General features: G+C 59.6%; 19 protein-coding genes and 1 pseudogene. 12 read left to right on the top strand and 8 right to left on the bottom strand.

The genetic code is table 11. The features are described 5' to 3' along the window. Nucleotides 1–56: 56 nt before the first annotated feature. The 3 genes from uvrD to J3P79_RS26910 all read left to right on the top strand — a co-directional run bounded on the left by uvrD (nucleotide 57) and on the right by J3P79_RS26910 (nucleotide 3,898). Nucleotides 57–2,240: a DNA helicase II gene (gene uvrD, locus J3P79_RS26900; RefSeq protein ID WP_434607104.1), complete on the top strand. Its 2,184-nt coding sequence runs from the start codon at nucleotides 57–59 to the stop codon at nucleotides 2,238–2,240. Between the two features lie 234 nt (nucleotides 2,241–2,474). Next, nucleotides 2,475–3,350, top strand: a complete 876-nt coding sequence (locus J3P79_RS26905; protein ID WP_434607107.1) for a Tim44 domain-containing protein — start codon at nucleotides 2,475–2,477, stop codon at nucleotides 3,348–3,350. Nucleotides 3,351–3,490: 140 nt separating this feature from the next. Beyond that, nucleotides 3,491–3,898, top strand: a complete 408-nt coding sequence (locus tag J3P79_RS26910) for an SMI1/KNR4 family protein (protein WP_024616886.1) — start codon at nucleotides 3,491–3,493, stop codon at nucleotides 3,896–3,898. A 19-nt stretch (nucleotides 3,899–3,917) separates the two neighbouring features. Here J3P79_RS26910 and J3P79_RS26915 read toward each other — a convergent pair. Both J3P79_RS26915 and J3P79_RS26920 read right to left on the bottom strand, forming a co-directional pair. Beyond that, a pseudogene (locus J3P79_RS26915) lies at nucleotides 3,918–4,278 on the bottom strand (cation:proton antiporter); the annotation flags it as partial. Beyond that, nucleotides 4,242–4,688: a hypothetical protein gene (locus tag J3P79_RS26920; protein ID WP_434611634.1), complete on the bottom strand. Its 447-nt coding sequence runs from the start codon at nucleotides 4,686–4,688 to the stop codon at nucleotides 4,242–4,244. The pseudogene J3P79_RS26915 and the gene J3P79_RS26920, both read right to left, overlap by 37 nt. Here J3P79_RS26920 and J3P79_RS26925 point away from each other — a divergent pair. Next, entirely contained in the window at nucleotides 4,611–5,096 is a 486-nt protein-coding gene (locus tag J3P79_RS26925) for an acyl-CoA thioesterase (RefSeq protein WP_039593237.1), read from the top strand. The genes J3P79_RS26920 and J3P79_RS26925 overlap by 78 nt on opposite strands. Nucleotides 5,097–5,151: 55 nt before the next feature. Here J3P79_RS26925 and pdxY read toward each other — a convergent pair whose 3' ends face one another. Continuing rightward, nucleotides 5,152–6,024, bottom strand: coding sequence for a pyridoxal kinase PdxY (gene pdxY / locus J3P79_RS26930; RefSeq protein ID WP_434607109.1), 873 nt, complete (start codon nucleotides 6,022–6,024; stop codon nucleotides 5,152–5,154). Nucleotides 6,025–6,143: 119 nt separating this feature from the next. Here pdxY and J3P79_RS26935 point away from each other — a divergent pair, with 119 nt between their 5' ends. Further along, nucleotides 6,144–6,566 (top strand): DUF3301 domain-containing protein, encoded by a 423-nt coding sequence (locus J3P79_RS26935; protein WP_434607111.1) that lies wholly within the window; start codon nucleotides 6,144–6,146, stop codon nucleotides 6,564–6,566. Nucleotides 6,567–6,578: 12 nt separating this feature from the next. On the opposite strand, the gene J3P79_RS26940 is transcribed toward J3P79_RS26935, so the two are convergent. Then, nucleotides 6,579–7,544: a CobW family GTP-binding protein gene (locus tag J3P79_RS26940; RefSeq protein WP_434607113.1), complete on the bottom strand. Its 966-nt coding sequence runs from the start codon at nucleotides 7,542–7,544 to the stop codon at nucleotides 6,579–6,581. Between the two features lie 27 nt (nucleotides 7,545–7,571). On the opposite strand from J3P79_RS26940, the gene J3P79_RS26945 reads away from it, so the two are divergent. Further along, on the top strand, nucleotides 7,572–7,925 hold the full coding sequence (locus J3P79_RS26945) for an NADH:ubiquinone oxidoreductase (protein WP_434607115.1): 354 nt from the start codon (nucleotides 7,572–7,574) through the stop codon (nucleotides 7,923–7,925). Here the strand turns inward: J3P79_RS26945 and J3P79_RS26950 are convergent. Together J3P79_RS26950 and zigA are read right to left on the bottom strand one after the other, a co-directional pair. Further along, nucleotides 7,922–8,572, bottom strand: coding sequence for a DUF1826 domain-containing protein (locus J3P79_RS26950; protein WP_434607117.1), 651 nt, complete (start codon nucleotides 8,570–8,572; stop codon nucleotides 7,922–7,924). The two genes, J3P79_RS26945 and J3P79_RS26950, sit on opposite strands and share 4 nt — an antisense overlap. Further along, nucleotides 8,572–9,780 (bottom strand): zinc metallochaperone GTPase ZigA, encoded by a 1,209-nt coding sequence (zigA, locus tag J3P79_RS26955; RefSeq protein WP_434607119.1) that lies wholly within the window; start codon nucleotides 9,778–9,780, stop codon nucleotides 8,572–8,574. The genes J3P79_RS26950 and zigA overlap by 1 nt, the downstream gene beginning before the upstream one ends. 141 nt (nucleotides 9,781–9,921) lie before the next feature. Between zigA and J3P79_RS26960 the strand changes: the two genes are divergently transcribed. The 5 genes from J3P79_RS26960 to J3P79_RS26980 all read left to right on the top strand — a co-directional run bounded on the left by J3P79_RS26960 (nucleotide 9,922) and on the right by J3P79_RS26980 (nucleotide 13,748). Beyond that, nucleotides 9,922–10,314: a glutamine synthetase gene (locus tag J3P79_RS26960; RefSeq protein WP_434607121.1), complete on the top strand. Its 393-nt coding sequence runs from the start codon at nucleotides 9,922–9,924 to the stop codon at nucleotides 10,312–10,314. A 120-nt stretch (nucleotides 10,315–10,434) separates the two neighbouring features. Continuing rightward, nucleotides 10,435–11,331: a GTP cyclohydrolase FolE2 gene (gene folE2 / locus J3P79_RS26965; RefSeq protein WP_434607124.1), complete on the top strand. Its 897-nt coding sequence runs from the start codon at nucleotides 10,435–10,437 to the stop codon at nucleotides 11,329–11,331. Then, complete coding sequence (locus tag J3P79_RS26970) at nucleotides 11,328–11,996, top strand: metal ABC transporter ATP-binding protein (protein ID WP_434607125.1); 669 nt, start codon at nucleotides 11,328–11,330, stop codon at nucleotides 11,994–11,996. The genes folE2 and J3P79_RS26970 overlap by 4 nt, the downstream gene beginning before the upstream one ends. Beyond that, the gene (locus tag J3P79_RS26975) at nucleotides 11,996–12,862 is read left to right on the top strand and encodes a metal ABC transporter permease (RefSeq protein WP_434607128.1); all 867 of its coding nucleotides are present in this window, start codon (nucleotides 11,996–11,998) and stop codon (nucleotides 12,860–12,862) included. Before J3P79_RS26970 ends, J3P79_RS26975 begins: the two co-directional genes overlap by 1 nt. A gap of 10 nt (nucleotides 12,863–12,872) precedes the next feature. Then, nucleotides 12,873–13,748 carry a metal ABC transporter substrate-binding protein gene (locus J3P79_RS26980; protein ID WP_434607130.1) on the top strand — a complete coding sequence of 292 codons (876 nt, stop codon included), beginning with the start codon at nucleotides 12,873–12,875 and terminating at the stop codon, nucleotides 13,746–13,748. A gap of 2 nt (nucleotides 13,749–13,750) precedes the next feature. Here J3P79_RS26980 and J3P79_RS26985 read toward each other — a convergent pair whose 3' ends face one another. Then, entirely contained in the window at nucleotides 13,751–14,272 is a 522-nt protein-coding gene (locus tag J3P79_RS26985) for a DUF3617 domain-containing protein (protein ID WP_434607132.1), read from the bottom strand. A gap of 140 nt (nucleotides 14,273–14,412) precedes the next feature. On the opposite strand from J3P79_RS26985, the gene cls reads away from it, so the two are divergent. Beyond that, nucleotides 14,413–15,852, top strand: coding sequence for a cardiolipin synthase (gene cls, locus J3P79_RS26990; RefSeq protein ID WP_434607134.1), 1,440 nt, complete (start codon nucleotides 14,413–14,415; stop codon nucleotides 15,850–15,852). Here cls and cfaB read toward each other — a convergent pair. Further along, nucleotides 15,849–17,036 (bottom strand): C17 cyclopropane fatty acid synthase CfaB, encoded by a 1,188-nt coding sequence (gene cfaB, locus J3P79_RS26995; protein WP_434607136.1) that lies wholly within the window; start codon nucleotides 17,034–17,036, stop codon nucleotides 15,849–15,851. The genes cls and cfaB overlap by 4 nt on opposite strands. Nucleotides 17,037–17,104: the final 68 nt, after the last annotated feature.

The raw sequence follows: 17,104 nt of genomic DNA on the forward strand, positions 1-17,104 counted from the left end.
TCGGCCAACGCAAAGCTCGGTTTGCCCGAGGTGGCGCCGCACCCTAGAATGCCTCGATGCGCGATGATCTCTCCCTTCTGCTGAACTCCCTAAACGATGCCCAACGCCAGGCAGTTGCTGCCACCGTGGGCCGTCAATTGGTCCTGGCCGGTGCCGGCTCCGGCAAGACCCGAGTGCTGGTGCACCGTATCGCCTGGTTGATCCAGGTCGAGAACGCCTCGCCCCATTCGATCCTGTCGGTGACCTTTACCAACAAGGCCGCCGCCGAGATGCGCCATCGCATCGAACAGCTGATGGGCATCAACCCGGCCGGCATGTGGGTCGGTACGTTCCACGGCCTGGCCCATCGCCTGTTACGGGCCCATTGGCAGGAAGCCGGGCTGAGCCAGACCTTCCAGATCCTGGACAGCGACGACCAGCAACGCCTGGTCAAGCGCGTCATCCGCGAACTGGGCCTGGACGAACAGCGCTGGCCTGCCCGCCAGGCCCAGTGGTTTATCAACGGGCAGAAAGACGAAGGCCTTCGCCCGCAACATATCCAGGCCAGTGGCGACCTGTTCCTGGCGACCATGCGCAGCATCTACGAAGCCTACGAGGCGGCGTGCCAGCGTGCCGGTGTCATCGACTTCTCCGAACTGTTGCTGCGAGCGCTGGACCTGTGGCGCGACCACCCGGGGCTGCTGGAGCACTACCAGCGGCGCTTCCGACACGTCCTGGTGGACGAATTCCAGGACACCAACGCCGTTCAATATGCGTGGTTGCGCCTGCTTGCCAAGGGCGGCGACAGCTTGATGGTCGTGGGCGACGACGACCAGTCGATTTATGGCTGGCGTGGCGCCAAGATCGAGAACATTCACCAATACTCGGCGGACTTTCCCGATGCCGAGGTCATTCGCCTGGAACAGAACTATCGCTCCACCGCTGGCATCCTGAAGGCCGCCAACGCGCTGATTGCCAACAATACCGGCCGCTTGGGCAAGGAATTGTGGACCGACGGCAACGAAGGCGAGGCGATCAATCTCTACGCCGCGTTCAACGAACACGATGAGGCCCGCTATGTCGTGGAAACCATCGAGAGCGCGTTGAAAACCGGCCTGGCCCGCAGCGATATCGCCATCCTGTATCGCTCCAACGCCCAATCGCGGGTGCTTGAAGAAGCCTTGCTTCGCGAACGGATCCCCTACCGCATCTATGGTGGGCAGCGCTTCTTCGAACGCGCCGAAATCAAGAACGCCATGGCCTACCTGCGCCTGATCGAAGGCCGCGGCAACGACGCGGCCCTGGAACGGGTAATCAATGTGCCGACGCGAGGCATTGGCGAGAAAACCGTCGAAGCGATTCGCGACCATGCCCGCCACAGCCACGTGTCGATGTGGGAAGCCATGCGCCTGCTGGTCGACAACAAAGGCGTCACCGGCCGTGCCGCCGGCGCCCTGAAAGCGTTCATGGACTTGATAGAAGACCTGGCCGCCAAGTGCAAGGAAATGCCACTGCACCTGATGACCCAGACCGTCATCGAGCAATCCGGCCTGATTGCCTATCACGAGGCGGAAAAAGGCGAAAAAGGCCAGGCTCGGGTGGAAAACCTCGAGGAGCTGGTCAGCGCCGCGCGCAACTTCGAAAATACCGAAGAAGATGAAGACCTGTCCCCTCTGTCGGCCTTCCTCGGCCATGCCTCCCTTGAAGCAGGCGACACCCAGGCCGATGAGCATGAAGACAGCATCCAGCTCATGACCTTGCACAGCGCCAAGGGTCTGGAGTTCCCGTATGTGTTCCTGGTGGGAATGGAGGAAGGACTGTTTCCTCACAAGATGAGCCTGGAAGAGCCTGGGCGCTTGGAAGAGGAACGGCGCCTGGCCTACGTAGGTATCACCCGGGCCATGCAGAACCTGGTGATGACCTACGCCGAAACCCGACGGTTGTATGGCAGCGAGACCTACAACAAAGTGTCGCGATTCGTACGGGAAGTGCCGAAGGGCCTGATCCAGGAAGTGCGTCTGTCCAACAGTGTCAGTCGACCGTTCGGCGGCAGCCAGCAACAAAGCGCCAGCAGCCTGTTTGGCGGCAGCGACATTCCGGAAACCGGCTTCAGCCTGGGCCAGGCCGTGCGACATTCGGTATTCGGCGACGGGGTGATCCTCAACTTCGAAGGCGCCGGTGCCCAGGCTCGGGTCCAGGTCAACTTCAGCGAAGGCAGTAAATGGCTGATGCTGGGGTACGCCAAGCTGGAAGCAATCTAAAGGCCTTGCAGGAACCCTGTGGGAGCTCGCTCTCACAGGTTGTTTGGTAACGCCAGAATATTTCCGATAGAACTTGTTTACCTTTCCTACAGCCCAAAGCGAACAGACCCGCTTGCGTAGCGGAACCTGAACCTTACCTGTCACGCAAAAGCCCGAAACACTCTGCCGCTAGCCAGCAACAGTTCACCTGTGCAACATGGCGCGCGTGCTATCCACAAATGGGAATGCCTTTATATGAAACGTTTTCTTAGCATCGCCATGGCGTTGTGCATCGGCCTGACGATGGCCATCGACGCCAATGCCGCCAAGCGTTTTGGCGGTGGTAAAAGCTCGGGCGCAGCCCCGACTCACCAGACCAGCCAGATGGCGCCGTCGTCTGCCGCCGGGTCTACTGCCGCCACCGCGGGTGCGGCCGGTGCTGCTGGCGCGGCCACCAAGGCCAGCGGCGCTTCGCGCTGGCTCGGCCCTCTGGCCGGTATCGCCGCCGGTGGCCTGCTCGCCTCCATGTTCATGGGCGACGGCTTCCAGGGCATGCAGATCTTCGACATCCTGATCATGGCGGTCATCGCCTTCCTGGTCTTCCGCTTCATTGCCGCTCGTCGTCGCAAGCAGCAAGAGCAACTCGCTCCGGCCGGCCACGCGCCGATGCAACGCGAAGAGTTCAACCAGCAGCCTGCCAGCGGTTCGATCTTCGGTGGTTCGGCAGCGCCTGTGGCCGCTCGTCCGGTCATCAACGCGCCAGCCTGGTTCAACGAGCAACGCTTCATCGAAGCCGCGCGCAACCACTTCATGGCCCTGCAACAGCACTGGGACGCGAACGAGATGGACAAGATCTCCGAGTTCGTGACCCCGCAACTGCTGGAGTTCCTAAAGCGCGAGCGGGCCGAGCTGGGTGATGGCTTCCAGTCCACCTACATCGACAACCTGCAGGTGCAACTGGATGGCGTCGACGATCGCGCCGACAAGACCATCGCCACCCTGACCTTCAGCGGTGTGTCGAAGGATTCTCGCTTCGACAAAGGCGAAGCGTTCAGCGAAAGCTGGAACATGGAACGCGCCCAGGGCGATGACCAGCCTTGGCTGGTGGCAGGTATTCGCCAGAACGGTTGAACCTTTGCCCGTTTTGCATGTTGAAATAAAAGAACCCCGGCCCAGGCCGGGGTTTTCTATTCCGCGGTTGCATCTATAGCGAGCTACTGTATAAACCGCTCCATATAAACCCGCGCCATCGAGAAAGAGGATCCCCGGACGTGGAAGAAATCATCGAACAATTGCGTGAAGCCAACGAGCCCGTACCGGTCCCGCTGGAGTTGCCCGACGAAGACTTGCTGGTAGAGATCGAGGAACAACTGTTCATCGATATCCCATTCGTCTTCAGGGAGTTTTTGCTAACCGTCAGCGATGTCGTTTATGGAAGCCTGGAACCTGTGACCGTCACCGATCCGCAATCCCACACCTACCTGCCGGATGTGGCCGCCAACGCCTGGGATGCCGGTGTCGACCGCAGCCTGATTCCGATCTGCCAGGATGGCGACGACTACTACTGCGTCGAAGAAGACGGCACCGTGGTGCTGTGGCAAGCAGAGGAAGAACTGGTTGCCGAAGAGACCTGGGAGTCGGTCTGGCACTGGGCGCGGGATGTCTGGTTGGAAAGCTGATTGGCCAGTCCGGTGCAGGTCAATGCCCGGACGATCCCTTGTGATTGTCCAGCGTTTCGAGTAAGGCGACCTGCATCCGCGTATGCAGGCGGACAAACCAGCTCCAGAGCAGCGCCGCCACGGCAATAGCCGCCACCGCGATCAATACCAGCCACTTGTTGGTCGGCAAGATACTGGCCGACAAGGCTGCCAGTAGCAGGAAGATCACCAGCAGCGAAAGGAGCGGGATCACTTCGGCGATCACGCGCCGTACTCGTTGGGTGTGGCGACCGGCCATCTCCGGCTTAACAGCCCATTTCGGCCAACAGCATCGACAAGGCCTTGAGCTTGCGGTACGCCGCGATCAGGAACGGCAGTGACAAGAACAGCGCGCCGCCCCATGTACGGTGACCAACCCTGCCGCCAGCATGATGATCGCCAGGTCTTGAATAAAACTGGTGGCGTGCATATTGGGCTCCTTGTTGAAACGACTCAATCTGGAGTCGGGTAAGTCCGTTTCTTTTGTAGGAATCGCCCGGCATGACAGGTTTTTGCAGGTTAACACCGGGACTTCTTGCAAAAAGACGGTGCAATATATGGAAACAGATCCACCCAAGCGTGACGGCAAGCCCTGGCGCAGCGTCCCGATAGGAGTGGCTAGAACCTGATAACCACACTCCAGCGCCCACAGAGGCGCCTCCTCGAAACTGCTGCCTTGAACCGTGAGAACGTTATGGAACCCGGAAACGCCCAGCTGTCGATGACGGTTTTGATGACCCCCGATATGGCCAACTTCTCTGGCAATGTCCATGGCGGCACCTTGCTCAAGTACCTGGATGAAGTGGCCTACGCTTGTGCCAGCCGTTACGCCGGCCGATACGTGGTGACCTTATCGGTAGACCAGGTGATTTTTCGCGAGCCGATTCATGTCGGCGAATTGGTGACTTTCCTGGCGTCGGTGAACTACACCGGCAACACGTCGATGGAAGTGGGCATCAAAGTCGTGACCGAAAACATTCGTGAGCGCTCTGTTCGCCACACCAACAGCTGCTTCTTCACCATGGTTGCGGTGGACGACCAGCGCAAGCCCGCCCCCGTCCCGCCGCTGCAACCGCAGAACAGCGAAGAGAAACGCCGTTACGAACAAGCGCAGCAACGCCGCCAGATTCGCCAGGAACTGGAGAGACGCTATCAGGAAATCAAGGCGGACGGGCCTTAACCTGCCGCCGCGATCCTTGTGGGAGCGAGCTTGCTCCCGCAGGATGTCCCATCGATCAAAGGCTGATCGGCGTGGCTTCGAAGCGCACTCGCGGATGGGCGATGCGGTCCTGGGCGCGTACCAACTGCAATTCGTAGCTCGCACACGCCTGGGTTTCCAGCAGCACTTCATGCACAGCCGCAGCGGTGAACTCGAATGCCGTCAGCAGGCTGTCCCCCATCAGTATCCGTGCCAGGAACAACCCCGACGTCAGGTCACCCACTCCAACAGGTTGGCGCGGGAACGCCAGCAAGGGACGGCGCAGGTGCCAACTGCCCTCAGCCGTTACCAACAGCATCTCGAAGCTGTCTTCGGGCTTGCCGGGATAAGCCAGGTGCTTGACCAGCACGACTTTCGGGCCACGGGCCAATAGAGCACGGGCCATGGCCAGGCAGTCGAGCAATGACTGCGCCTTGCGACCGGAGAAGCTATCCAGCTCCAGTTGGTTAGGACACATGATGTCAGCCACGGCAGCGGCCTCTTCCAGCAGGAACTCGCTCACCTCGGGCGCGACAATGCAGCCCTTCTCCGCATGCCCCATGACCGGGTCACACAGATACAACGCCTTGGGGTTGCAACGCTTGATCCGCGCCACGCCCGCCAGGATGGCTTGTCCCTGGGCTGCACTACCCAGATAACCGGACAGCACCGCGTCGCAATTGCCCAGCTCGCCAATGGCCGCGATACCCTCTACCAACAGCGGTATCTGTGCCGGCGCGAGCACTTCTCCGGCCCATTGCCCGTATTGCGTGTGATTGGAAAACTGCACGGTATTGAGAGGCCACACGTTGACGCCGACCCGCTGCATCGGAAATACGGCGGCACTGTTGCCGGCATGACCGAATATCACGTGAGACTGGATGGCAAGCAGATGAGGCGTACGTTTCATGCGGGAAATTTCCGTAAAACGAATGAAATTCAAGCCGCGCAGTATGCGACTAAACGCAGCCTGTACGACACACCGACGACACAGTTAAGCTGACGGCAACTTGTTGGAGCACTTTGTTCATGCTGACCCTTGGAAACATCTTCGTGCTGATGCTGCTGGCTACCGGCGGCGCCTGGCTGTGGCATAACCATGGCTTGCGCGAGCGGGCCTTGGCGCGGGTCATGCAACATTGTGCCAACCTGAAAATCGAGCTGCTGGACGGCAACGTGGCGTTGCGCAAGATTGGATTCGTCAAGGACGCCAGTGGGCGGCGGCGCCTGGCGCGTATCTATAACTTCGAATTCACGGTGACAGGCGAAACCCGTCATTGCGGCACCGTCACTCAGTTCGGTGCCCACAGCGTACAGATCGAACTGGCTCCCTATCCGATGCCGTTCGAAGAGGCCCAACCTACGCCGATTGAACCGGTCCAGACGCGGCCCAGGGCTGAAGTCATCGAGCTGAGCCAGTGGCGCCAGGAACACAACAAATGGAAGCCTTGAAACGAGGCTGATTCAGGCATACCGAGCGCTCATCAGGCCCGCTTGCAGAAGATCGATGTCTTGCGGCTGATCGAAAATCAGCTCGATCCGTGAGTCCTCACGCCACTCACTCGTTTGCCAGTCCAGCGCCGCCCCCTTCAGTGCATTGGCTGAAACCCAACCGTCAACGCTGTGGATAACCATCTTCGCGCGTAACCAGTCCTGGTCTTGTAGCCAACGTGCCAGCGCCGCTGCGTAGAACTGTTGGCTGGGGTGCCAGCGCCAGCCGATACTCCAGCCACCGTCCTGCTGCTGATACAGGCATATCGGCAGCGTTGGGTCGATCCAGATGGCTGGCATCTGTCCCAAGCTTCGGGGCAGGCTCATGTTATCCACAGCCCCGCTACCCCGAGCCGCCTGGCCTGGCAATCGGTCGATCGGCAACGTTGCGTGCTGCGTCCAATACAACGCCCGCCCGGGCAGTTGAGCCGTCAGCTGTTCACGATCGACTTGTGTCAGGGTCTCGGATTTGTTCAACACCAACAGTCCAGCATCCGCCAGGGTTTGTCGCTGCGCATCGGGCAAGGGCTTACCGTCTGCCATTGCCCGGGCATCCAACACCAACACACAGGGTTGCACCGCCAGCACACCCAGCCATGGCGCTTGGCTCAGTTGGCGCAACAATTGCGCCGGATGGCCCAGGCCCGAGGGTTCGATGAACAGGCGATCCGGCCGGGCCTTGCGCAATAAACGCCCGAGCCCGATCTGGAACGGCGCTCCGTTGACGCAACACAAGCAGCCGCCGGCCACTTCGCCCAATGCGATACCATCGCCAGCCTGGGTCAGCAATGCGGCATCCAGGCCGATCTGACCGAACTCGTTGATCAGCACCGCCCAACGCTCATTAGCCGGGCGTTGAGCCAGCAGGTGCCTGATCAGGCTGGTCTTGCCAGCGCCCAAGGGACCGGCGATGACATGGGTGGGAATGTGCTGCAACATAATCGACGGTTTTCGATGGAGGTGGACATGCGGATGATCGGCTGGTTACTACTGGCATTGACGTCAAACCAGGCATTGGCCCAGGCCTGCGTGGTTCACAGCCAGGCGGAGCGGCTCGATGTGAAAGTCTGCCAGCAGAACCGCAACATCCCACAGAAGCTGTTTGCCGATGGTTTCTGCCAGCCAAACCTTGCCGGCCAGAAGGTCGAGGTGCAATACGTCGATCAATGTCCTGGCGGCGCGTTCGGCGTTTGCAGTAACGCCCAAGTCGCCAATATGCCCTACCGCCAGGATATTCACTATTACGGCGTAGCAAGCGATGCCGCTTATTTGCAGCCGTTTTGCGAAGGGCAAAGCCAGGGCACCTGGCTCAAGCCTTAAGCCAACCAGTCCAGCGTGAGAATCAGCCGGCGCTCCCCCGGTGCGGGTTCTGGCGAGCGGTGGATCAGGCCAGCGCCCTCATTGCCATGCCATTTTTCGCCTTTAAGCAAACCGACATCACCGCAACCGAACTGCTGGATGGTTTGCGGGTCCACCGGTTCGGCCTCAAGTTGCGCCAGGTGCCGGCGATCCATGACCCCCTCCTCAAGCCACTGGCTGCCGACACCCGCATAGGTGGTCAGCAACCGCACTGGCACGTGGTCAACGTGAAAGCGCGGGCACATGGCTTTATCCAGCGTGCGCAGACGCAGCCCGACACGTTGTGCGCCCAACAGGCAAGCAAATGCGCTGACCAGCCAGGAGACGTCGGCAATAAAACCTTCATAGCCGTGCAGGTCGCTGAAACCTGCAGCCAAACCGTGCAGCGCTGGCTGGGTGTCCTCTTCCGGCAGATCGAGCACCCGTGATTCGGCCAGCGACTGGTCCAACGCAACTACCAGTGCCGCAAAATCGCCGATGTGTGCGGGAAGCTGGCGCTGCCAGACCGCCAGGTTCGTGCCCTCGTCCAGGATCTGCGTGAGTATCCCCGGTGTATCGCCTTGGACCTGCCGTGTCCGCAGTGTCCTTTTCAGATTCGGCGCGAGCATTACGCTACCGCCTCTTCATGCCATGGGCCGAACGGATCGGGCAACAGCCGCCAGCTTTCGACGCCGAGGGCCATTTCCGCGTCGGTGAGCAGGCAGGCCTCCAATTCGGCGGTGAGTTGATTGAAGTCGATGTCCTGGCCAATGAATACCAACTCCTGACGACAATCGCCTGTGGCGGCACGCCAGTTTTTCATGATCGCCGCGGTGCTCTCTTCGTCCTGCGGCCACTGGTTTTTCGGTACGAACCGCCACCAGCGCCCGGCGAAACCATGGCGCATCAAGCCACCGGCCTGGGACCAACTGCCCGCCTCGTCAGGTTTGCTTGCCAACCAAAAGAAACCCTTGGAACGCAAGAGTTTGCCGTTGGGCCATGGACGGTCGATAAAGTTGAAGAAGCGCTCGGGATGAAACGGCCGGTGTGCCCGGTAGACGGTCGAGGCGATACCATATTCCTCGGTTTCAGGCACATGCTCGCCTCGCAATTCCTGTAGCCAGCCAGGCGCCTGGGCAGCACGCTCGAAATCGAAAAGGCCCGTGTCGAGGATTCGGCCCAGCGGAACCTGTCCCATGACCATGGGAATGATCTGCGCCTGGGCGTTGAGGCGCTGCATGATCGCGATCAGCTCTTCCCGCTCCTGCCGGCTGATCAGGTCAATCTTGCTGATCAAAATCACATCGGCGAACTCGATCTGTTCGATCAACAGATCGGTGACCGAGCGTTCGTCGTCATCCCCCAGCGTTTCGCCCCGTGACGCCAGGCTTTGCGCAGCTTGGTAATCCAGAAGGAAGTTCACCCCATCGACCACAGTCACCATGGTGTCGAGTCGCGCCACATCGGCCAGGCTTCGGCCTTCTTCATCACGAAAAGTGAAGGTTTCGGCCACTGGCAACGGTTCGGAGATGCCCGTGGACTCGATCAGCAGGTAATCGAAGCGTCCTTCCCGGGCGAGCTGTCCGACTTCTTCGAGCAAGTCCTCGCGCAACGTGCAGCAAATGCATCCGTTGCTCATTTCCACCAGCTTTTCTTCTGACCGGCTCAAAGTGACATCGCGCTGGACTTCGCTGCCATCGATGTTGATCTCGCTCATATCGTTGACGATTACCGCGACCCGCAAATTGTCTCGATTTCGCAGGACGTGGTTGAGCAGCGTGCTTTTACCAGCACCCAGAAATCCAGACAGTACGGTTACGGGAAGGCGGTTGGGCATGGATATATCCTCATAAGGCGTCCGCTTCGATGGCGGCTCGTGTCCTGGGTTTGGCTATTTCCAGGGTTCGGTCGCGTTGATGTTATAGTATAACGGTACATTTCCTCCAACCACACCGTTCCGTCGGTCTGAGATCAATCCATGCGCATTCATTTGAAATTGATACTGGCGAGCCCTTTATTGCTGTGGACATTCCTCGCTTCGGCCCAATCTCCGCTCTTGGCAAACTGCACCCGTAGCGCGAATTTGCTCGCGTGTGTAGACCTGCGAGGCAATGCCTACAGCGTCGCGGCGGCTGGCAACACCAACTACCTACGAGGTTTTGATGCGTCCAGTCGGCGCTATTGGGCACAAACGAATAGCCGTTACGGCCAGCTCACGTTCTTCACGGGGTTGGCTTCGGATGGCGAAAGTTGGGTGGGATACAGTCGGCGCGTGGGCTGGACGACTCTCAATCGCTTTTCAAGTTCGGGCGGTAGCAAAGGCGCTTTTATCTGCGACCGCATGAATGGTTGCCAGAATTCATCACGCTAATGTTTCACGTGGAACGTGCGCAAACGGAAGGCAGATGAAACTCGTTTCATGGGAAAGGGTTTCTTAAAATCTGTCGTTATACTATAACATTAGATTCCAGCTCTTCAATGGATCCTGACCATGAACGCTTTAACGCTGCCGGACGTGGCTGCCCAAATTTCACGTCAACCCCTACCCCTTGATTGGGTTGGCATGTGTGGCGTCGCAACGCCGGTGCTGATCGATGGCCAACGTTTAAGCGCAATGGCCGACGCCGGCGTCAGCCTCGATGAAGGTGAGGCACGAGGCATTCACATGTCACGCTTATATCTGGCGCTGGGCCTGCTGGAAGATATGCCGGTCTCCCCGGCGCTTTTACGCCAAATCCTCCAACAGTTTCTCGATAGCCATGAGGGCTTGTCACAAACCGCGTCCCTCAGCCTGCATACCGATCTGCTGCTTAAACGTCCGGCATTGACAAGCCAATTGGCTGGCTGGAAACGCTATCCGGTGAGCATTGAAGCCCAGCTAAAAAACAAAATGTTCCACGTGGAACTGCAGATCCGGATTCCCTACTCTTCGACCTGCCCCTGTTCGGCAGCACTTGCTCGACAATTGGTCCAACAGCAGTTCGTTGAGGACTTTGCCAACAAGCAGCTAGAACATGCCGAAGTCCTCGCTTGGCTGGGGTCATCGAATGGCATTGTCGCAACCCCGCATAGCCAACGCAGTACGGCGACATTGACCTTGCGCCTGGACGCCGCCGTTAAGGAATTTGCGCTGCAGTCGTTCATCAACGAAGCCGAAGCCGCCCTCGGCACCGCTGTACAAACTGCTGTGAAGCGCGCCGATGAACAAGCCTTCGCATTGGCTAACGGCCAGAACCTGATGTTCTGCGAAGACGCTGCCCGGCGATTAACGACGGCTCTGGCCCGGTCACCCCATATCGTCGCCCTGGACGTGCGCGTCGTTCACGCCGAGAGCCTGCATGCCCACGATGCCGTGGCTCGAAGCCGCTGGACGCGGGGGGCATCATGATCAGCTGCGAAGCACTGCGCTGGGGTGCCCCCGGACAACCGCTCACGCCGCCGCTAATCATGGATCGAGCGGAAGGCAGCCTCACCGCGATCATCGGGGCCAACGGTTCGGGCAAAAGCAGTCTTTTGAAAGTGCTCGCAGGATTGCAAAAACCGCTGTCCGGCCAGGTCTGCCTGGATGTTCCACGCCGTGGCGCAGTTTCGTTCCTGCCGCAGCAACAACATCTGGACAGGCAATTTCCCATCAATCTGCAAGAGTTGGTGGCCGCGGGTTCCTGGGGAAATCGTCACACGCCAGCCATGCGCCGGCAGCTACTCCAGACGGCGCTTGACGACTGGGCGCTGAGCGGCCTCCAGCATCGTCCACTGATGGCTTTGTCGGGAGGCGAGCTGCAACGCGCCCTACTCGCTCGCCTGAGCTTGGCCGAAGCGCCGCTCCTATTGCTCGACGAACCCCTCGCTGCCCTCGACGAACAGGGCCAGGCCCTCCTGTGGAAACACATTCATCGCTGGCATGCCGAAGGTAGGACCATCATGGTGGTGTGTCATGACCTGGCGGCGGTACGCCAACATGTTCCCCATACTCTGGTCATCAAGAACACCGGCTGCGTGTTGGGTCGCAGTGTCGACCTGATCGCCCAACAACCCCATGCGTGGGTGGCCTGATGCTTGCCGCCGTCCATCTCTGGCAACCGTTCCAAGAGTTTGTCTTCATGCGTCGGGCCTTGCTGGGTGGCTTGGTGTTGGCGTGCAGTACAGCTCCGCTAGGAGTGTTTCTGATTTTGCGGCGGATGAGCCTGATCGGTGACGCCGTGGCTCACGGCATATTGCCTGGCGCGGCCTTGGGCTTCTGGTATGCCGGACTGAGCCTGCCAGCCTTGACCCTCGGTGGCCTGGGCGCGGGCTTGAGCATGGCCGGGCTCGCTGCCTGGATTACCCGGCGTACCGGGCTGAGGGAGGATGCCAGCCTCGCTGCGATCTACCCCATTTCCTTGGCGGCGGGTGTATTGATCCTCGGCATGGCCGGCAAACGCCTGGACTTGCTGCACCTGCTGTTCGGTTCGGCCCTGGCGGTAGACGGCCCGACACTCACCGGCATGCTGTGGGTTTCCGGCGCCAGCCTGGCGGCGATGACGTTGATCTATCGACCGCTGCTGCTCGATACCCTGGATCCGCTGTTCCTGCAAACCGTCAGTCGTCTCGGCCCGTTGGCCCATGGCGCGTTCCTGATCTTGGTGGTGCTGAACCTGGTGATCGGCTTCCAAGCTATCGGCGCGCTGATGGTGGTCGGACTGATGATGCTGCCGGCCGCCGCGTCGCGATTCTGGAGCCGTCGCCTGCCGCTGCTGATGCTCATCGCCGCGCTGCTCGGTTGCCTCTCGGTCTGGCTTGGCCTGTTGCTGTCCTTCTATTACTCACTGCCCAGCGGACCGTCCATCGTGCTGGTGGCCGGGGCGTTGTATCTGTTGTCGGTGGTATTTGGTCCGGTGCACGGCTTGCTGCGCCGGCCCCCTTTGCTTACATCCCAATGAGGTTTTGCCGATGCGTGCCCTGCTCCTGATCTTCAGCCTGATGCTGTCCATGTCTTCCCCCGCTGCCGAAAAGCTCCGGGTCGTCACCAGCTTCAGCATCCTTGCTGACATGACCCAACAGGTCGGCGGCGAGCACATCGAGATCATCAACATGGTCGGTCCCGACGCCGATGCGCACACCTACGAGCCCACACCAGACGACGCCAAGGCGCTGCTGAAAGCGAAAGTGATCATCAAGAATGGCTTGGGCTTCGAGCCGTGGCTGGATCGCCTGGTCACCAGCACCGAGACCCGTGCCCCGGTGATCAGTGCCAGCCGGGGCGTCATTCCGCGCTCATTGGACGAAGATGGCGAGACGATCCCCGACCCACATGCATGGCACAACCTTGCCAACGCCGTGCTTTACATTGGCAATATCACCAAGGCGCTGGAGGCAGCCGATCCGGCCAACAAAGCAGACTACGAACGCAACAGCCAGGCGTACCTGAAAACGATCTATGCCCTGCTCGACGAAGCCAAGGCGAAGTTCGGCGCCTTACCACCGGGCAATCGCAAGATCGTCACCTCTCACGATGCGTTCGGTTACCTGGGCCAAGCCTATGGCATCGAGTTCATGGCGCCGCAAGGTCTGTCTACTGAACGTGAGCCCTCGGCAGCCGAAGTTGCCGCGCTGATCATGCAGATCCGCAAAGCCAAGGTCAAAGCTGTGTTCATGGAAAACATCAAGGACGCGCGCCTGCTCAAGCAAATAGCCGATGAAAGCGGCGCGCACCTGGGTGGTACGTTGTACTCGGACGCCCTCGCCGCCAAAGGACCCGCCAGCACATTTACCGGACTGTTCGAGTACAACCTCAACACGTTGTACGAAGCATTGAGCCGGCCCTGAAATCAAGCCCTCGGCTTGACTGTCCCGCAATCCTGCCCCAGCCACACGGCACGGGTATCCAGGCTACCGTTCTGCTGGATGCCCGTGGCGTTGAATGTGCCATTGACCTTGGTGGTGAATTCGCGATCACTCTGGAATGTCGCGATACCGCTGCCCTGGGCTTTCGGACAACTGAAACGAAACTTCCACTGATTGCCGGTTCGCTCGGTGATCTGCTGCTTGCAGCCAGACTGCGGGTCCTGCAACGGGATGTCGTTCGTCTGGACTTGCTCCGGGGTCAGGCATACCCGAATACCTTTGCCGCCCATGGTGATGCCTTGCTTTTCCAACATTGCCCGCTGCTCGGGTGTCATCTGGTTCTGCAATTGGCCGAGGATCAATTGCAGGTCTGGCAGGTTCTGGTTGTCGACTTTCATGTTGCTTGTCGTCAGTTCCCACAGGCCTGGTTGAAGCATCTGCGCCTGCGCCGCTACAGGAACCGACAAGCCAACGGCCAAGGCCAAACCCAGCAAGCGAACTTTCATTGCAAAAACTCCAGAGGACAAGTGGCCGTTAGACGCTGCCCGCAGGCTTCGGTTCAAGGCCTGGGCGAGTGAATTAAATAGCGACATTCGCTGCGGAACATGGTCTGTTAAGCAATGAACTTCAGGAGCTCGGCTGCCCCATGGACTATTACGGCCCGCATGTTTTCGGTTACCTGATCGCGCTGCTCCATACACTCGGTTCCATCGCCGCCGTCCATGCGGTACTCACCGTGCGAACCGCCCAAGGGTCGATTGCCTGGGCTCTTTCATTGCTGTTCATTCCCTATCTGACGTTGATCCCCTACTTGGTTTTCGGCCGTAGCACTTTCGACGGCTACATCAAGGCGCGACGGCAGGCAAACGAAGAAATGCGCAAGGCGATCTCCGAGCTGAACTGGCGACCCTGGGTCGAGGAAGCACTCACCGCTCGCGCCTCCCAGGCCTATGCTTCGTTGCGCGCGATGCCCAAGCTAGGGCGAGCACCGTGCCTGGCGAATAACCAGGTGCGGCTGCTGGTGGACGGCCACGCCACGTTCGAGGCGATTTTCCAAGCCATCGAAGGCGCGCGGGAAGCCATCCTGATCCAGTTCTTCATCATCCATGACGACCGTCTCGGCCAGCGCCTGCACGCATTGCTTTTGAGGAAAGCGGCCGAAGGCGTGACGGTGTACCTGCTGTACGACCGTATCGGCAGTCACTCCCTGCCCCACCGTTATGTCCAGGCATTGCGCGACGGCGGCGTCCATGTGAAAGCCTTTGCCACCCGCAGCGGTTGGTTGAACCGGTTCCAGGTCAACTTCCGCAACCATCGCAAGATCGTAGCCGTGGATGGCGTACTGGGGTTTGTCGGCGGTCATAACGTAGGCGACGAATACCTGGGCGAAAAGCCCCCCCTGGCGCCATGGCGCGACACGCATGTCGAAGTACGCGGCCCGGTGGTCGCAAGCATGCAGGAGTCGTTTGCAGAAGACTGGTTCTGGGCCGCCCGTTCGTTGCCGCCATTGATCCTGCCGGATACTTACCCGGACGGCGGCGTACTCTGCCAGTTGCTGGCCAGCGGCCCGGCGGACGCGCACGAAACCTGCTCGCTATTTTTCGTCGAGGCGATCCATGCGGCAAACGAGCGGATCTGGATTACCACACCCTATTTCATTCCCGATGAAGCGGTCTTCGCAGCGCTGCGCCTGGCAGTCTTGCGCGGGGTGGACGTACGCATCCTGCTGCCGTCACGGCCAGATCACAAAATCGTCTACGCAGCGTCCAGCCTTTATGCATTCGAGGCTGTAAGGGCCGGCGTCCGGGTGTTTCGTTACGAGCCAGGATTCCTGCATCAAAAAGTCGTGTTGATCGATCAGGAAATAAGCGCGATCGGCAGCGCGAACCTGGATAACCGCTCGTTTCGATTAAATTTTGAAGTGATGCTGCTGACGGTTGATATCGTATTTGCCAGCGAAGTGGAGCAGATGCTCGAGAAGGATTTTGCCCAGGCTCATGAAGTCGCGAAACAGGAAAGTCGGGAGACCCACCGCCTGCAAAAGATCGGCATGCGGATCGCCCGACTCATTTCGCCGATTCTTTAGGGCGCGTAGATGTCGTCCCGAGTCCAAGGCAATTCATGGCTGCCATCGGCATGGGCCTTGACGGCGAGGATCTGGTGCAGGTTTATCCAGCCCTTGGCGAAGGCATAGGCGCAGCCTGCCAGATAAAGCCGCCAGATCCGCAGCGCCTGCTCCGGCACTTCCCTGGAGGCGGTTTCGAGGTTGTCCTCCAAACGCTCGCTCCAATGATCGAGGGTGCGCGCGTAATGCATTCGCAGGCTTTCCACATCGACGATTTCCAGCCCGGCTTCGCTGATCTCGGCAGAGATCATCGACAGATGCGGCAACTCACCATTGGGAAATACATATTTCTCAATGAATTCACCCGCGCCACGCCCTACCGGACGGCCATCGGTGTGTTTGGCGGTGATGCCGTGATTCATCACCAAGCCCCCTTCGCGAACGGCGCCAAACAGCGTCTTGCAGTATTGGGCCAGGTTGGCGTGCCCGACGTGTTCGAACATGCCGACGCTGACGACTTTATCGAAACGACCGTCCTGGGGCAGGTCGCGGTAGTCGAGCAGTTGCAGCTCCACCAGGTCTTCCAGACCTTCAGCCTGGACCCGCTCCCGGGCCAGGGCGAGCTGCGCCTTGCTCAAGGTTATGCCAAACACCTTGGCGCCGAACTCCCGCGCCGCGAAACGTGCCAACCCGCCCCAACCGCAGCCGACATCCAGCAGGTAGTCACCGGGTTGTAGACGCAGCTTGCGGCACAGATGGCGGAACTTGGCTTGTTGCGCTTGCTCAAGGGTTTCGCTGCCGGTCTCGAAATAAGCGCAGGAGTACACCATGTCCCTGTCGAGCCAGAGCTGATAAAAGGCGTTTGATAAATCGTAATGGTAGGAGATCGCCTTGGCGTCGGTTTCCTTGTCATGGACGGTACGCACCGGCAGGTTGCTGTCGTCTTCGTCCACCAGGGCTTGGCTCAGCTCGTCGCATACTCGGATAACTTCATGGATCGAGCCCTCGAGCTCAAGTTTGCCTTCGACAAACGCCGCTCCCAACGCATCCAGGCTGGGATGGGTAAATTGCGCAACCACTTGTGGGTCCTTGACCACAATCGTGACGCTGGGATCATCACCCAGCGTGAATTCATGGCCATCCCAGAGCCGCAACCGAAGCGGTAGGTGCAGATTCTGCAAGGCCGGCGGAAGTTGAGCGAACATGAAAATATCCCCCCTTTGTTTCAGAAGCCTGAAATGAGGGTAGACCATGGTAGAAAAATAGCAGGCTA

Origin of the sequence: Pseudomonas sp. R1-7, from assembly GCF_051132105.1 — a bacterium.
In the GTDB taxonomy this organism is placed as follows: Bacteria; Pseudomonadota; Gammaproteobacteria; order Pseudomonadales; family Pseudomonadaceae; genus Aquipseudomonas.

What these genes read in the sequence shown, in the direction of transcription:
- uvrD (WP_434607104.1), top strand. Translation starts at nt 57, where the DNA reads ATGCGCGATGATCTCTCCCTTCTGCTGAACTCCCTAAACGATGCCCAA.
- J3P79_RS26905 (WP_434607107.1), top strand. Translation starts at nt 2,475, where the DNA reads ATGAAACGTTTTCTTAGCATCGCCATGGCGTTGTGCATCGGCCTGACG.
- J3P79_RS26925 (WP_039593237.1), top strand. Translation starts at nt 4,611, where the DNA reads ATGGAACCCGGAAACGCCCAGCTGTCGATGACGGTTTTGATGACCCCC.
- J3P79_RS26920 (WP_434611634.1), bottom strand. Translation starts at nt 4,688, where the DNA reads ATGGACATTGCCAGAGAAGTTGGCCATATCGGGGGTCATCAAAACCGT.
- pdxY (WP_434607109.1), bottom strand. Translation starts at nt 6,024, where the DNA reads ATGAAACGTACGCCTCATCTGCTTGCCATCCAGTCTCACGTGATATTC.
- J3P79_RS26935 (WP_434607111.1), top strand. Translation starts at nt 6,144, where the DNA reads ATGCTGACCCTTGGAAACATCTTCGTGCTGATGCTGCTGGCTACCGGC.
- J3P79_RS26940 (WP_434607113.1), bottom strand. Translation starts at nt 7,544, where the DNA reads ATGTTGCAGCACATTCCCACCCATGTCATCGCCGGTCCCTTGGGCGCT.
- J3P79_RS26945 (WP_434607115.1), top strand. Translation starts at nt 7,572, where the DNA reads ATGCGGATGATCGGCTGGTTACTACTGGCATTGACGTCAAACCAGGCA.
- J3P79_RS26950 (WP_434607117.1), bottom strand. Translation starts at nt 8,572, where the DNA reads ATGCTCGCGCCGAATCTGAAAAGGACACTGCGGACACGGCAGGTCCAA.
- zigA (WP_434607119.1), bottom strand. Translation starts at nt 9,780, where the DNA reads ATGCCCAACCGCCTTCCCGTAACCGTACTGTCTGGATTTCTGGGTGCT.
- J3P79_RS26960 (WP_434607121.1), top strand. Translation starts at nt 9,922, where the DNA reads ATGCGCATTCATTTGAAATTGATACTGGCGAGCCCTTTATTGCTGTGG.
- folE2 (WP_434607124.1), top strand. Translation starts at nt 10,435, where the DNA reads ATGAACGCTTTAACGCTGCCGGACGTGGCTGCCCAAATTTCACGTCAA.
- J3P79_RS26970 (WP_434607125.1), top strand. Translation starts at nt 11,328, where the DNA reads ATGATCAGCTGCGAAGCACTGCGCTGGGGTGCCCCCGGACAACCGCTC.
- J3P79_RS26975 (WP_434607128.1), top strand. Translation starts at nt 11,996, where the DNA reads ATGCTTGCCGCCGTCCATCTCTGGCAACCGTTCCAAGAGTTTGTCTTC.
- J3P79_RS26980 (WP_434607130.1), top strand. Translation starts at nt 12,873, where the DNA reads ATGCGTGCCCTGCTCCTGATCTTCAGCCTGATGCTGTCCATGTCTTCC.
- J3P79_RS26985 (WP_434607132.1), bottom strand. Translation starts at nt 14,272, where the DNA reads ATGAAAGTTCGCTTGCTGGGTTTGGCCTTGGCCGTTGGCTTGTCGGTT.
- cls (WP_434607134.1), top strand. Translation starts at nt 14,413, where the DNA reads ATGGACTATTACGGCCCGCATGTTTTCGGTTACCTGATCGCGCTGCTC.
- cfaB (WP_434607136.1), bottom strand. Translation starts at nt 17,036, where the DNA reads ATGTTCGCTCAACTTCCGCCGGCCTTGCAGAATCTGCACCTACCGCTT.